Source organism: Amycolatopsis sp. NBC_00438 (assembly GCF_036026695.1).
In the GTDB taxonomy this organism is placed as follows: domain Bacteria; phylum Actinomycetota; class Actinomycetes; order Mycobacteriales; family Pseudonocardiaceae; genus Amycolatopsis.
Window position 1 is genome coordinate 8,249,578 of record NZ_CP107923.1, and the last position, 12,656, is coordinate 8,262,233.

The following is a 12,656-nucleotide window of genomic DNA, read 5'->3' on the forward strand; positions in this document are numbered from 1 at the left end:
GAAGTTGACGCAACGTCAAGGTCAAGCGCTAACGCTTTCTAGCGCTCTCTAGCAGCGACACGATATTTGCCCAGACAGTGCTAGGAGGGTTCGGCGCCGGGCCGAGCGGGCATTCCAGCTGTAGGTTTGACCAGGAAGAAGCCCGGACCAGGAAGGCAACGACCGTGATACTCCGTCGTGTGGCTCGCCCACTGATCGCTGCGACATTCGTGTACGGCGGGATCAACGTGCTCCGGAACACGCAGTCGCACGCGAAGACCGCCGAGCCGTTCCTCACGGACGCCTTCGACAAGCTCGAAGGCGTCATTCCCGAGCAGGTGCCGCGCGACCCGGCCACGCTCGTCCGGATCGACGCCGCCGTGAAGATCGGCGCGGGCCTCGCGTTCGCGACGGGCAAGGCGCCGCGGCTGGCGTCCGCGCTGCTGCTCGGCAGCCTGGTCCCGACGACGCTGGCGGCGCACAGCTTCTGGACGTTCCAGGACCCGGCCGAGAAGAAGAAGCAGCAGATCCAGTTCCTGAAGAACGCCGGCCTGGCCGGCGGGCTGATGCTGGCCGTCGCCGACACCGCGGGCAAGCCGTCGGTCGGCTGGCGGGCACGTCGCGCGGCGAAGGACGCCGGTCACGGCGTCGAGAAGCTGGGCCGCAAGGCCGAGAAGCGCGCGAAGAAGCTGGCGAAGAAGGCCGAGAAGGCTCTCCCCAACTGACGTAGAAAGCCGTGAAGGGCACCTTCAGGGACTTAGAGTCCCTGAAGGTGCCCTTCACGGCTTTGAGCGCTACTTCTCCAGGATGGCCGTGACGCCCTGGCCGCCCGCCGCGCAGATGGAGATCAGGCCGCGGCCGGATCCCTTCTCGTGCAGCAGCTTCGCCAGCGTCGCGACGATCCGGCCGCCGGTCGCGGCGAACGGGTGCCCGGCCGCCAGCGACGAGCCGTTGACGTTCAGCTTCGCCCGGTCGATCGAGCCCAGCGGCTCGTCGAGGTCCAGCTTCTCCTTGGCGAACGCCGGGTCCTCCCACGCCTTGAGCGTGGCCAGCACCTGCGACGCGAACGCCTCGTGGATCTCGTAGTAGTCGAAGTCCTGCAACGAAAGCCCCGTGCGCGCGAGCATCCGCGGCACGGCGTACGCGGGCGCCATCAGCAGGCCTTCCTCGCCGTGCACGTAGTCGACAGCCGCGGTCTGCGAGAACGTCAGGTACGCCTGCACCGGCAGCTTGTGCGCCTTCGCCCACTCCTCGGTGGCCAGCAGCACGGTCGACGCGCCGTCGGTCAGCGGCGTCGAGTTGCCCGCGGTCATCGTGCCGCCCGGGCCGCCGAACGCCGGCTTGAGCTTCGCGAGCTTCTCCGCCGTCGAGTCCGCGCGCAGGTTCTGGTCGCGCGCGAGCTTGAGGAACGGCGTCACGAGGTCGTCGAAGAACCCGCGGTCGTAGGCGGCGGCGAGGTGCTGGTGGCTGGCGGCGGCGAGTTCGTCCTGCGCCTCGCGGGTGATCTCCCAGATCTTCGCGGTCAGTGCCGCGTGCTCGCCCATCGACAACCCGGTGCGCGGCTCGGAGTTGCGCGGGATCGCCGGGACGATGTGCCCGGGGCGGATCTTGGCGACGAGCTTCAGCCGGTCGGCGAGCGTCTTCGCGGAGTTGAGCTGGATGAGGATCTGGCGCAGGTCCTCGTTCACGGCCAGCGGCGCGTCGCTGGTGGTGTCGACGCCGCCGGCGATGGCCGAGTCGATCTCACCGAGCGCGATCTTGTTCGCGACGTTGACGATCGCCTGCAGGCCGGTGCCGCACGCCATCTGCACGTCCGACGCGGGCGTCGCGGGTGAGAGCTTGCTGCCCAGCACGCTCTCGCGGGCCAGGTTGAAGTCCTTCGAGTGCTTGAGCACGGCGCCGGCCGCGACCTCGCCGATGACCTCGTCCTGTAGCGAGAAGCGGCTGACCAGGCCGTCGAGCGCGGCGGTGAACATGTCCTGGTTCGACGCCTTCGCGTACGGGCCGTTCGACCGCGCGAAGGGGATCCGGTTGCCGCCGATGATCGCGACCTTGCGGACGGCTGGTGCTTTCTTGGGCGGCATGAACGTCACCTCTCTGGTCGGCTCTCTCACACTGTAACCTACTCGCAAGTAGGTTAGACTGCGGCGTGACGCAGACTGCACGGGAGGCAACCGATGGCTGACAGGTACCAGCAGTTCACGAAAACCCCGGTGGGGAAGTTCGTGGTGCCGAAGCTCGGCCTGCCCAACCCCGCCACACTGCGCCGGTACCAGCCCGGGCAACCCGCCCTCGAGGGTCCCGCACTTCTCGGCGCCGCGCCCGGCGGACGTCTGGAGAAAAAGGTCCGTGACCAGCTCGCGGACGCGGGCATCAACGTCGTCACCACTTCGGGTGACAGGCACGCGGCGCTCGTGTTCGACGCCACCGGCGTCACCGAGCCCGGTGGCCTGCGCGCGGTCTACGACTTCTTCCACCCGGTGATCCGCAGCGTCGGCCCGTCCGGCCGCGTGGTCATCCTGGGCACGCCGCCGGAGCAGGTCGAAGGCCGTGAACGCATCGCGCAGCGCGCTCTCGAAGGCTTCGTGCGCTCCGTGGGCAAGGAGCTGAAGCGCGGCGCGACCGCTCAGCTCGTGTACGTCGCCGAAGGCGCCGAAGACGCGACGGAGTCGACGCTGCGCTTCCTGCTGTCCGCGAAGTCGGCCTTCGTCGACGCGCAGGTCATCCGGATCGGCGCCGAAGGCAAGACGGCTGTTGCGCCCGCGAACTGGGAGAAGCCCCTCGACGGCAAGGTCGCGCTGGTCACCGGCGCGTCCCGCGGCATCGGCGCGGCGATCGCCGACGTCCTGGCCCGCGACGGCGCGCACGTCGTCGCCCTCGACATCCCCGCCCAGGGCGCCGACCTGTCGAAGGTCGCCAACAAGATCGGCGGCTCGGCGCTGCAGCTCGACATCACTTCGCCGAGCGCGCCCGCGAAGCTCGCGGAGTACCTGAAGGAGCGTCATGGCGGCGTCGACGTCGTTGTGCACAACGCGGGCATCACGCGCGACAAGACGCTGGGCAACATGAGCGAAAGCGCTTGGGACTCGGTGATCGCGGTCAACCTCGCGTCGCAGCTCGCGGTGAACGACAAGCTGCTCGGCGACAAGATCCTGAACGAGAACGGCCGCGTCATCGGCGTCTCGTCGATCGCGGGCATCGCCGGCAACGTCGGCCAGGCGAACTACGCGACGTCGAAGGCGGGCGTCATCGGCATGGTGAACGTCGGCGCGCCGCAGCTCGCGGAGTACGGCGGCACGATCAACGCCGTCGCGCCGGGTTTCATCGAGACGAAGATGACGGCGGCGGTCCCGCTGTTCATCCGCGAAGCCGGCCGCCGGCTGTCCAGCCTCGGCCAGGGCGGCCTCCCGGTCGACGTCGCCGAGACGATCGCCTGGTACGCGAACCCGGCGTCGGCCGCGGTCAACGGCAACGTGGTCCGCGTCTGCGGCCAGGCCCTGCTGGGGGCCTGACGTGGCGATCCGCGAACTCGACAGCACGCCGAGCTTGGCGACGCTGTACCCGAAGGCGCTGCTCGGCGGCGTACTGCGCAAGCCGTCCGGCTCTTCGCTGCCGGACACGGAACTGGTCCGCACCGGCGTCGTCGTCGACCCGGCACACCTCGCCGCGTACAACACGGTGTGCGGCTTCCGGCTGAGCGACGAGCTGCCGGCGACGTACCCGCACATGCTGGCGTTCCCGCTGCAGATGGCGCTGATGACCGAGCAGGGCTTCCCGTTCCCGCTGCTGGGCATGGTCCACGTCGCGAACCGCATCACCCAGCACCGCGCCCTGCGGCTGGGCGAGCCGCTGACGATCCGCGTCCGCGCGGAGAACCTGCGCCCGCACGAGAAGGGCCGCCAGTTCGACGTCATCAGCGAGGCCCAGGTCGGCGACGAGACGGTGTGGACGGACGTCAGCACGTACCTGCGCCGCGGCGGCTCTTCTGGCTCCACGTCCCGCCGCGAGCAGCTCGCGCCCCCGACCCCGGACGCGATCTGGCGCGTCCCAGGCGACATCGGGAGGCGTTATGCGGAGGTTTCGGGCGACCGCAACCCGATCCACCTCCACCCGCTGACGGCACGGCTGTTCGGCTTCCCTCGCGCGATCGCGCATGGCATGTGGACGAAGGCCCACGCGCTCGCGGCGTTCGAAGGTCGGCTGCCGGAAGCGTTCACGGTGGCCGTCCGGTTCAAGCAGCCGGTGCTGCTGCCGGCCAAGGCGGGCTTCACGTCGTGGTCCACCCCGGAAGGCTGGGCGTTCGAACTGTGGAGCAAGTCGAAGCCTCACCTGGACGGCTCGATCACCTCACTCTGAGGGCTTCCAGACCTCGCCCTCGATGAGGTCGTTGAAGCCGAGCCAGACGAGGTTCATCAGCCAGGACGCCAGGACGCCGTCCGAGATGTCGGGGTGGTCGAGGGCCCAGTCGGCCAGTGACTCGGCCGCCCCGACCAGGGCCGCGGACAGGCCCTCGCCGGAGAACTCGGCCTGCTCGCCGACGCCCTTGCGAGTGCCGGCCGAGACGACGAGCGCCGCGACCAGCTGGATCGCGCGGGCCCGCATGTCGGTGATCTCCGCGGCGAACGCGCCACCGACGGTCATCGCCTGGCGGTGCAGGACCGTCCACGACTCGCGGTACTCGGCGACGAACCGGTAGAACGACCGCAGCCCGTGCCACAGCTGCATGTCCGGCGGGAGGTCGGGCTTCACGCCGGCCTGGATGGCCTCGAGCAGCCGCGTCGCCTCGCGGCGGATGCACGCGCCGAACAGGTCCTCCTTGGAGCCGAGATAGGTGTAGATCATCGGCTTCGAAACGCCGGCGACGTCGGAGATCTCGTCCATCGACGCCGCGTGGTACCCGTGGCGCGAGAAGACCTGGACGGCCGCGTCCAAGATCTGGCGCTCGCGCACCGCACGGGGCAGCCGCCGAGCCCGTTCGGGCGGACGCTGATCATCCTCTGACACGCTGGACCTCCCTGTTACTGACCGGAGACGGTACCGGGCGTTGACCCGGTGGGGTGATTTCGGCACGCTTGCCCGCCTACCTACTCACGGGTAGCCTTACGCTCGGGTAACTGGAGAGGGAGTGACCATGGCCGACAATGCCGGGATGACCAGCGACGATCAGATCGTCGGCCTCCGCGGCGCGGCGTTGCTGGACACGCTGGAGCGGCTCGACCCACTCAGCCCCGACGCGCACGCCCTCGACGTCAACACCCTCGCCGACGCGGTGAACCCCCGCGATCTCGGCAAGGACGACTTCCGCCGGCTCCTGAACGCGCTCCTGCGCCTGGCCGAGCGCGCCCCCGCGTTCGACCTGAGCAAGGTCGACCCGGCGCGGTTCGCGTCGCTGGTCGCTGCCGCGTCGCGCGCCCAACTCGAAAGCGTCGTCGCGGAGCGGCCGTTGCGGGAGCGTGTACTGGACGAGATCTTCGCCCGGATGGGCGCCCACACCCGGTCCGATCGTGCCCGCGACCTGCACGCGGTCGTCCACTGGCGCATGGCCGGTGGCACCGGTGAAGGCGGCTACGACCGCTACGAGACGGTCATCTCGAAGGGTTCGTGCACGGTCAGTCGCGAGATGCGCGAACGCCCCCGCGTCACGATCACGATCGCCCCCGTGGACTTCTTCCGGCTCATCACCCACCAGGCGACGCCGGCCGTGTTGTTCGTCACGGGAAAAATCAAAGTCAAAGGTGACCTCGCCTTTGCCGCCGGCTTGATCGGTTTTTTCGATCTACCGAAACCCGCCTGACCGGATACACTTTCGGCCGTGCCCCGAAATGCGGATGACCGCCCCTGGCGATCCCGCCTACGCGCTTCCCGCCGTCCGGTCCGCATCCGGGCGAGCCATGCGATCAACGGCTTCGCCGAGAAGCTGGTGATCGGCAACCTGACGGCCAAGCAGTTCATCCAGGTCCTGGAAACCCTGCACATGCTGGGAAACGCGGGCGCGGGCATCGAGCTGAGTTCACTGTCGACAGACGTTCTGGTCGACGTGGTCCGCCGCGCCTCCCGCGATCAGCTGAAGGCCATCGCCGACCACCCGGAACTCCGTTCGGTCTTCTTGGACGAGATATTCCGCAGAATGTCGGAACACTTCCTCCCCGAGCGGGCTCGCCACGTGGACTTCGTGGTTTCCTGGCGCTTTTCCGACGGCACCGGCGAAGACGGCTACGACCGCTTCCAGACGGTGATCGAGGACGGAGTGTGCGTTTCTTCGACGGATCTGTCCAGGACCCCGGACACGACGATCACCCTGTCGGTGGACGACTTCATCCGCATGGCCACGGGCAACGCGGCGGTGGCAGCGATGTTCGTGACGGGCCGGGTGAAGGTGAAGGGCGAGTACGCCCCGGCGGTGCGGTTCTCGAGCTACTTCGACATTCCGAAGCCAACGGTGGACTAGCTCCTGGTCGCGTCATGCCGGCGTGTCGACTTCGGCGGGACCAGTTCGTGTCGGGGCTGCCTTTTGGACTCCCGTTCCATGACCGACGGACAGGTGCCCCTGCCTCTTCCTGCGCAGGTCGAGATGGTGGACTCTTCGCCGGTCCGGGTGGTCTCGACGTTGCCACCCACTGGCTCGGTGTGTCCGTCGCCAGGGTCGAGTGGGATGAAGCGCGTGCGCCACTCGCGCGAAAGCCGGGCTGCACACCAAGCAAAGCGATGTCCGCCTCTCGAAGCCTGCCAACTACCCGGAGGCACGTCTTCTGAGCGGAGGGCCGCCGTGTCAGACGTACACGGTCCGCCGGGCCGGGAGCCGGCAGGCGAACGCTGGAACAGGTGCTGACGTTCGTCAAAGCCATCGCCGGCGGCGAGGAGATCGCCGAAGAGCTGGCGCAACTCGACGATGAGCGCACCGGTTTGGTCTTGGAGCCCCTCCGGTGGATCGTCGACGCAGGTGTTCCCTATGAGGCGATCGTCCTGGAGCAGGTTCCCGCGGTGCTCCCGGTCTGGGGAGCTTACGCGGAGGTGCTCGAAGGCCGCGGTTACAGCGTCGACTACGGAATTCTCCACACGGAAGACTTCGGCGTACCGCAGACGCGGCGCCGGGCAATCCTGATCGCCCGGCGCAACGGAGAGGCGAAACTGCCGAAGCCCACCCATCGGCGTTACTACAAAAGCCAAGCGCGTGGGGAAGGCGATCAAAGCCTGCGTCCGTGGAAGACCATGGGCGAGGCGCTCGGTTGGTCGGAACAGTTCACCGTGGTGTCCAACTACGGCACCGGCGGTGACCCGAAGGCTCGTGGTCAGCGGCTTTCGACGCAACCGGCTTTCACGGTCACCGGCAAGGTTTCCCGCAACCGCTTGGTCGGACGACCGAAGGGAATGCCCGACCGCTTCTCCGACGACGAAGCGGGCAGGCTTCAAACCTTTCCGCACGACTACCCTTGGTCCGGGCGTGGCATCGCCCAACAGATCGGGAATGCGATCCCGCCGCGGTTGGCGGCGCATGTCCTCGCTGCGGCGCTGGGCAAGGAACTCGACGTGACGGTCTTGGATCGATGCGTCAAGCAAAGTTGGAAGCAGACTCGCAACGGGGTCGACGGACTGCTGAAAGACGTCGACAAGAGCTGAGTCTCAGCGGCGTTCCCGGACCGCGGTGATCACCCGGGTCGCGGCGGCTTCGACGGTCTCGTGCTCCCAGATCCGGAGTGCGAGCCAGCCGGCTTCGTCGAGCCGTGCGTCCGTGTCGGTGTCCCGTCTGCGGTTGGTCTCGATCTTGTCCCGCCAGAATTCGGCGTTGTTCTTGGGCCAGGTGCCGTGATCCGGGCAGCCATGCCAAAAACAGCCGTTTACGAACACCGCGACACGAGCAGGGCCGAACACCAGGTCCGCCTCGCGGCGTACACTTTTCACCGGCCGACGGTGCACTCGATACCGGAAGCCGGCACTGTGCAGGGCCTTGCGCAGCGCCACTTCGATCCCGGTGTCCCGGGACTTCTGCTTGCTCATTCGGACGCGCACCGCGGACGTGGTCTTCAGCTGCTCCACGCGCTCATTGTGGCAAGGTTCCTGCGTCCAGGGGGCTCAACCCTCGATGACGCGGCCTTCGATCACCGGGTGTGGCTTCTCCGTCGACGACGGTGATGACGATGGCGGCACCACCTCGCTGTCCACCACCATCACCGGACCGCGGTGTTGGTTGGCGAACTTCACCGCTCGCTTCTCCATCCGCTTCAGCCACAGCCGACGGGCCACCGCGCGCGACGGCGGCAGCATCAGCAGCAGGCCGAGCACGTCGCTGACGAAGCCCGGGATCAGGATCAACACCCCGCCAAGGCCGACGAGCATGCCGTCGGTGAGTTCCTTCTCCGCGGAACGCCCAGCTCGGGACGTCTCCATGAACGCGCGCATCGCCTTGGCGCCTTCGCGGCGGGCGAGCCAGGAGCCGACGAACGCGCCGGCCAGGAGGAGGCCCAGCGTGCCGAGCACGCCGACCGCTGAGCCGACCGCCCAGATCGCGGCGATCTCGGCGAAGACGTAGAGCAGGAACGCGACAGCCATACCTGGACAACGAACGAGCTGTCCGATTTGATCCCGGGCCCGCCGGCCACCGGCTAGTCTCACCCTTCGTGTCCGACTGGCTCCGGTGGCTTCTGATCGCGATCGCGGTGCTCGCGGCGGGGGTGCTCCTGGTCGGGAGACGGCGGCCTCGGGTCACGTTGCCACAGGTCAGGGTGCGTGGTGGCATCGCGATGTCCGTGTTGGCGTGGCTGGTCATCGGGATCGTTGTCGCGGGCGCGACCGCTGGTGGGCTGCTGTGGTTCCTCGGCTGGCCGCACCTGCCGAGCGCGGCTGTCTTCGATGTCACCCAGGTGCTCGACCTGCTGAAGATCGCCCTGTCCGTGGTCGCCGGGTTCGGCGGGGTCGTGCTGCTCGCCGTCAACTACCGGAAGCAGCGGATCACCGAGAACGAGCACGCTCTCGCCGTCGAGAAGGCTGAGCGCGAGACCGTCCAGGGTTTCAACGAACGTCTCGGCACCGCCGCCGAGCAGCTCGCTCACGACAACCCCGCGGTGCGCCTGACCGGCGTTTACGCGCTCGCGGGCCTCGCCGACGACTGGGAGGACAAGCGCCAGGTCTGCGTCGACGTCCTCTGCGGGTACCTGCGCCTCGCGCCCGATGCGGTGTCTCCTGGCGAGGACGAGGTGCGACAGGCGATCCTGCGGATGATCCGAGATCGCCTCGGGGCCGGCGTCCGGTGGCGGCGGCCGGTCGACTTCGACTTCACCGGTGTTGTGTTCGAGAACGCGGACTTCTCCGGGCTGCGCTTCCCCGGCCGGGTGATCTTCGACGGGGTCGAGTTCACCGGCGAGCTGACCTCGTTCGAGGGCAGTTCGTTCGTAGGCGAGCTCAGCTGTCATGGAACGCACTTCGCCGCGAGCCGGACGACCTTCGCTCGCGCCAACTTCAAGGGTGGCACCGAATTCGTCGGGGCCGAGTTCGCCGGCGGCGATCTGGATTGCTCGTCTTGGGACGTCGACGGCCGGATCGCCTTCTACCGGTGCGAGATCCGGTGCACCCGGATCGATTTCTCCTACCTGACCATCCAGCGAGGTGAGGTCCGGTTCGAACGGATCGAGTTCGCCGACGCCGAGGTGAAGTTCGACGTCTTCGGCGACTGGGACAAGAAGAACTTCTCGCGGCTCGTTTTCGACGAGGTGCGGTTCCTGCGTTGCCGCCTGCGGCTCGAGCTCTCCCAGGATCGGGAACGCATGGTCTGGTTCATCGACTGCCTGCTGGACTCGGTGACCGTCGAGCTCCCCGATTTCGACTGGTCGATGCCCTGGCTGAACCTCCGCGACGTCGAGCTCCGCGGCACCGAAATCCCCGAGCCGTACATCCGGCGATCAGCGCAGGAGCGTCTCGATCATCGAACGGAGTCCGGCCGCCAGCCGATGTGATTCGCCCGTGCGCAGCAGGTGGAGCGCCCGCACCCGCTCCTCGACCACCGCGCGCATCAGGCCTTCGCGGTTGCCGAAGTGGTGGAACACCGTCCCCTTGCCGACGCCGGCCGCCTGCGCGACGCGATCCATCGAGACGTGCTCCAGGCCGTGTGTGGCCAGGAGTTCCTCGGTCGCGCGCATGATCGCCTGGCGGTTGCGTGCCGTGTCCGCGCAGCACGGCACGGGTGGTCCCGAAGTGCTGAAGTTCGAGGAACGACCGGAACCGGGCCGCGGCGAAGGTGAGGTGCTGATCCGCGTCGAGGCGATCTCGGTGCTGTTCTACGAAACCCAGCTGCGGTCCGGGATGCTGCCTGGTGGGGAGCCCGCGGTGTTCGGGCACGAGGCCGTCGGTGTCGTGGCCGAAGCCGATGACGAACAGCTGGTCGAAGCCGCGTCCGGGGCGATCGGCGGGCTGCGGGCCGCCGAGATCCTGGCGAAGGTCGTGCCGCGCGAGCGGATTCTCGCGTACGGCCTGCTCAGCGGCGAGTTCCCGGCGATCACCGTCGCCGATTTCATCCCGCGCGGACTCACGCTGATCGGTTTCGGCGGGCCGGCCGCCTATGGGAAGGACGTCGCCGCCCGCCCGCGACGAAGTAATGAGCCTCGTCGCGGACGGCACCCTGACGCTCGTGATCGACCGGACGTACGCGCTCGACGACGTCGTCGAGGCGCACGCCCGGGTCGAGAGCCGCGAGGGTCTCGGCAAGGTTCTTCTGGTGCCCTAGCTCGGGATCTCGTCCAGGTACGCCTGCGCCTGGAGCGTGAACAGCTCCGCGTAGCCCGCCTTCGCCGCCATCAGCTGCTCGTGCGTGCCGTACTCGGCGACCTTTCCGTGCTCCAGCAACAGGATCCGCTCCGCCTGGCGCACGGTCGAGAACCGGTGCGAGATGTACAGCGTCGTGCGGCCCTCGGACAGTTCGCGCAGGCGCGAGAACAGGTCGTGCTCCGCCTGCGCGTCCAGGGCCGACGTCGGCTCGTCGAGGATCAGGATCGGTGCCTCCCGCTGGAACGCCCTGGCCAGCGCCACCTTCTGCCACTCGCCACCGGACAGGCTGACGCCCTGGTCGAACCAGCGTCCCAACGGTGTTTCGTACCCCTGGGGCAGGCGCTCGATGCGCTCGTCCGCGCCGGCTCGGCGGGCCGAGTTCTCGATGTGCGGGCGGTCTTCGAGCCGGGTCAGGTCGCCGAGGCCGATGTTCTCGGCCGCGGTGCCCTGGTACGTCACGTAGTCCTGGAACATCGCGCTGATCCGCGTCCGCAGCTCGTCCGGGTCGTACTCGCGGATGTCGACGCCGTCGAGGCGGATCCGGCCGCCGGTCGGGTCGTAGAGCCGGCAGAGCAGCTTGAACAGCGTCGACTTGCCCGCGCCGTTGCGGCCGACGACCGCGACTGTTTCGCCTGGCCGGATCTCGAAGCTGACGCCGTCGAGGGCCGGTTCTTCCGCGCCGGGGTAGGCGAACGTCACCGAGTCGAACTCGATGTGACCCTCCACAGTGGACGGCATGGGGCGCGGCGAAGCCGGCGCGGTGATCTCCGGTTTCGTGCCCAGGAAGCGGTAGAGCGTGTCGAGGTAGAGGTTGTTCTCGTACATCCCCGAAAACGCGGTGAACAGCCCGGACACCGACGTCTGCACGGACGCCGCCGCGGCCGTGTACAGCGCCAGGTCGCCCAGCGTGAGCCGGCCGCCGACCGCCTCCAGTGCGATGTACAGCGCGATCGCCGAGCCCACGAGCGTGCTCAGCAGCCCCCAGGACGTCGAGCTGATGTTGCGGTTGATCGTCAGCTTCCGCTGCCGCTCGTAGGAGACGACGCCGAGCCGGCGGAACCGGTCGACGAAGTACGGGCCGAGCCCGAACAGTTTTGTCTCCTTGGCGTACGTGTCCGTGGTGACCAGCGAGGACAGGTAATCCATCCGCCGCTTGATCGGCGACATCAGGAAGGTGAGCCAGAACGCGCGCGAGCCGTACTTCGACTGCGAGATGAACGCCGGGATCGGCGCGAGCAGCGCGACCAGCGCCAGCAGCGGGCTGACGGCCACCAGCAATGCGATCATGCTGCCGAACGTGATCAGCGTCCGCACGAGACCCAGCGCGGAGTTCATCATCGACAGCGGTCGCGTCGGTGCCTCCTGCGCGGCCTGGCGCAGCATGTCGTAGGACGCCGAGCCCTCGAAGTACGCCAGGTGCAGTTCGCTGGAGTGCGCCATCACCTGGTGGCGGATGGTCAGTGTCATCCGCTCCTGCAGCAGCGTCTGCGCGATCGACGTCATCGCGCTGCTGATCGCGGTCGCGGCGAGCACGCCGAACTGGAACAACGCGACGTTGACGATGTCCATCGTCGTCCCGCGGTGCTGGATCGCCGCGACGACCGAGTCGAGCAGCAGCTTCGCGATGTACGCGGTCGCTGTCGGCAGCAGGCCCGACAGCAGCGTGATCAGCGCCAGCATGATGGTCAGGACCGGGCTCGCCTGCCAGGTCAGCTTGATGACCTTGGGCAGGCCGCGGACGGTGCCCGAGACCGACGTCTTCGCGCGTTTCAGCCGGGAGCGCCAGTCCTTCGGCTGGTCGTCCTGCTTCGGCTCCGGGATGTCGACCGGGCCGGTCAGCCCGCTGTCCGGGACCGTCGAGATGGCTCGCCGCCGGCCGCGCCGCGCGATCGCGAACTCCATCCCGCCCCCACCACCCGGGA

General features: G+C 68.2%; 14 protein-coding genes and 1 pseudogene. 9 read left to right on the plus strand and 6 right to left on the minus strand.

What is annotated here, in order from left to right; translation table 11 throughout:
* Nucleotides 1-164 precede the first annotated feature (164 nt).
* Nucleotides 165-704: a DoxX family protein gene (locus OG494_RS37625; RefSeq protein WP_328446932.1), complete on the plus strand. Its 540-nt coding sequence runs from the start codon at nt 165-167 to the stop codon at nt 702-704.
* Nucleotides 705-773: 69 nt separating this feature from the next.
* Here OG494_RS37625 and OG494_RS37630 read toward each other — a convergent pair whose 3' ends face one another.
* Nucleotides 774-2,063, minus strand: a complete 1,290-nt coding sequence (locus tag OG494_RS37630) for an acetyl-CoA C-acetyltransferase (protein ID WP_328446934.1) — start codon at nt 2,061-2,063, stop codon at nt 774-776.
* Between the two features lie 93 nt (nt 2,064-2,156).
* Here OG494_RS37630 and OG494_RS37635 point away from each other — a divergent pair, with 93 nt between their 5' ends.
* Both OG494_RS37635 and OG494_RS37640 read left to right on the plus strand, forming a co-directional pair.
* Nucleotides 2,157-3,491 carry a 3-oxoacyl-ACP reductase gene (locus OG494_RS37635; RefSeq protein WP_328446936.1) on the plus strand — a complete coding sequence of 445 codons (1,335 nt, stop codon included), beginning with the start codon at nt 2,157-2,159 and terminating at the stop codon, nt 3,489-3,491.
* A gap of 1 nt (nt 3,492) precedes the next feature.
* Nucleotides 3,493-4,335 (plus strand): MaoC family dehydratase, encoded by an 843-nt coding sequence (locus tag OG494_RS37640; RefSeq protein ID WP_328446938.1) that lies wholly within the window; start codon nt 3,493-3,495, stop codon nt 4,333-4,335.
* On the opposite strand, the gene OG494_RS37645 is transcribed toward OG494_RS37640, so the two are convergent.
* Complete coding sequence (locus tag OG494_RS37645; RefSeq protein WP_328446940.1) at nt 4,327-4,983, minus strand: TetR/AcrR family transcriptional regulator; 657 nt, start codon at nt 4,981-4,983, stop codon at nt 4,327-4,329. The two genes, OG494_RS37640 and OG494_RS37645, sit on opposite strands and share 9 nt — an antisense overlap.
* Nucleotides 4,984-5,110: 127 nt before the next feature.
* On the opposite strand from OG494_RS37645, the gene OG494_RS37650 reads away from it, so the two are divergent.
* The 3 genes from OG494_RS37650 to OG494_RS37660 all read left to right on the plus strand — a co-directional run bounded on the left by OG494_RS37650 (nt 5,111) and on the right by OG494_RS37660 (nt 7,596).
* Nucleotides 5,111-5,773 carry an SCP2 sterol-binding domain-containing protein gene (locus OG494_RS37650; RefSeq protein ID WP_328446942.1) on the plus strand — a complete coding sequence of 221 codons (663 nt, stop codon included), beginning with the start codon at nt 5,111-5,113 and terminating at the stop codon, nt 5,771-5,773.
* 102 nt (nt 5,774-5,875) lie between these two features.
* Entirely contained in the window at nt 5,876-6,427 is a 552-nt protein-coding gene (locus OG494_RS37655) for an SCP2 sterol-binding domain-containing protein (RefSeq protein WP_328459143.1), read from the plus strand.
* Nucleotides 6,428-6,801: 374 nt separating this feature from the next.
* Nucleotides 6,802-7,596 carry a DNA cytosine methyltransferase gene (locus tag OG494_RS37660; protein ID WP_328446944.1) on the plus strand — a complete coding sequence of 265 codons (795 nt, stop codon included), beginning with the start codon at nt 6,802-6,804 and terminating at the stop codon, nt 7,594-7,596.
* Nucleotides 7,597-7,599: 3 nt separating this feature from the next.
* On the opposite strand, the gene OG494_RS37665 is transcribed toward OG494_RS37660, so the two are convergent.
* Together OG494_RS37665 and OG494_RS37670 are read right to left on the minus strand one after the other, a co-directional pair.
* A complete protein-coding gene (locus OG494_RS37665; RefSeq protein WP_328459144.1) occupies nt 7,600-7,974 on the minus strand; it encodes a very short patch repair endonuclease in 375 nt (124 codons plus the stop codon).
* Between the two features lie 75 nt (nt 7,975-8,049).
* On the minus strand, nt 8,050-8,526 hold the full coding sequence (locus tag OG494_RS37670; RefSeq protein WP_328446946.1) for an FxsA family protein: 477 nt from the start codon (nt 8,524-8,526) through the stop codon (nt 8,050-8,052).
* Nucleotides 8,527-8,717: 191 nt separating this feature from the next.
* Between OG494_RS37670 and OG494_RS37675 the strand changes: the two genes are divergently transcribed.
* Complete coding sequence (locus OG494_RS37675) at nt 8,718-9,926, plus strand: hypothetical protein (RefSeq protein ID WP_328446948.1); 1,209 nt, start codon at nt 8,718-8,720, stop codon at nt 9,924-9,926.
* Here the strand turns inward: OG494_RS37675 and OG494_RS37680 are convergent.
* Entirely contained in the window at nt 9,873-10,109 is a 237-nt protein-coding gene (locus OG494_RS37680) for a TetR/AcrR family transcriptional regulator (protein ID WP_328446950.1), read from the minus strand. The two genes, OG494_RS37675 and OG494_RS37680, sit on opposite strands and share 54 nt — an antisense overlap.
* On the opposite strand from OG494_RS37680, the pseudogene OG494_RS48500 reads away from it, so the two are divergent.
* Both OG494_RS48500 and OG494_RS37685 read left to right on the plus strand, forming a co-directional pair.
* A pseudogene (locus OG494_RS48500) lies at nt 10,108-10,332 on the plus strand (alcohol dehydrogenase catalytic domain-containing protein); the annotation flags it as partial. The gene OG494_RS37680 and the pseudogene OG494_RS48500 overlap by 2 nt on opposite strands.
* A 232-nt stretch (nt 10,333-10,564) precedes the next feature.
* Nucleotides 10,565-10,693: a zinc-binding dehydrogenase gene (locus OG494_RS37685; protein WP_328446952.1), complete on the plus strand. Its 129-nt coding sequence runs from the start codon at nt 10,565-10,567 to the stop codon at nt 10,691-10,693.
* Here the strand turns inward: OG494_RS37685 and OG494_RS37690 are convergent.
* Entirely contained in the window at nt 10,690-12,636 is a 1,947-nt protein-coding gene (locus OG494_RS37690; protein ID WP_328446953.1) for an ABC transporter ATP-binding protein, read from the minus strand. The genes OG494_RS37685 and OG494_RS37690 overlap by 4 nt on opposite strands.
* Nucleotides 12,637-12,656 lie beyond the last annotated feature (20 nt).

Excerpts from the sequence above, each read along its gene's own strand:
- OG494_RS37630 (WP_328446934.1), bottom strand. The coding sequence starts at position 2,063 with ATGCCGCCCAAGAAAGCACCAGCCGTCCGCAAGGTCGCGATCATCGGC.
- OG494_RS37650 (WP_328446942.1), top strand. The coding sequence starts at position 5,111 with ATGGCCGACAATGCCGGGATGACCAGCGACGATCAGATCGTCGGCCTC.
- OG494_RS37670 (WP_328446946.1), bottom strand. The coding sequence starts at position 8,526 with ATGGCTGTCGCGTTCCTGCTCTACGTCTTCGCCGAGATCGCCGCGATC.
- OG494_RS37685 (WP_328446952.1), top strand. The coding sequence starts at position 10,565 with ATGAGCCTCGTCGCGGACGGCACCCTGACGCTCGTGATCGACCGGACG.
- OG494_RS37690 (WP_328446953.1), bottom strand. The coding sequence starts at position 12,636 with ATGGAGTTCGCGATCGCGCGGCGCGGCCGGCGGCGAGCCATCTCGACG.
- OG494_RS37675 (WP_328446948.1), top strand. The coding sequence starts at position 8,718 with ATGTCCGTGTTGGCGTGGCTGGTCATCGGGATCGTTGTCGCGGGCGCG.
- OG494_RS37665 (WP_328459144.1), bottom strand. The coding sequence starts at position 7,974 with ATGAGCAAGCAGAAGTCCCGGGACACCGGGATCGAAGTGGCGCTGCGC.
- OG494_RS37635 (WP_328446936.1), top strand. The coding sequence starts at position 2,157 with ATGGCTGACAGGTACCAGCAGTTCACGAAAACCCCGGTGGGGAAGTTC.
- OG494_RS37680 (WP_328446950.1), bottom strand. The coding sequence starts at position 10,109 with ATGCGCGCGACCGAGGAACTCCTGGCCACACACGGCCTGGAGCACGTC.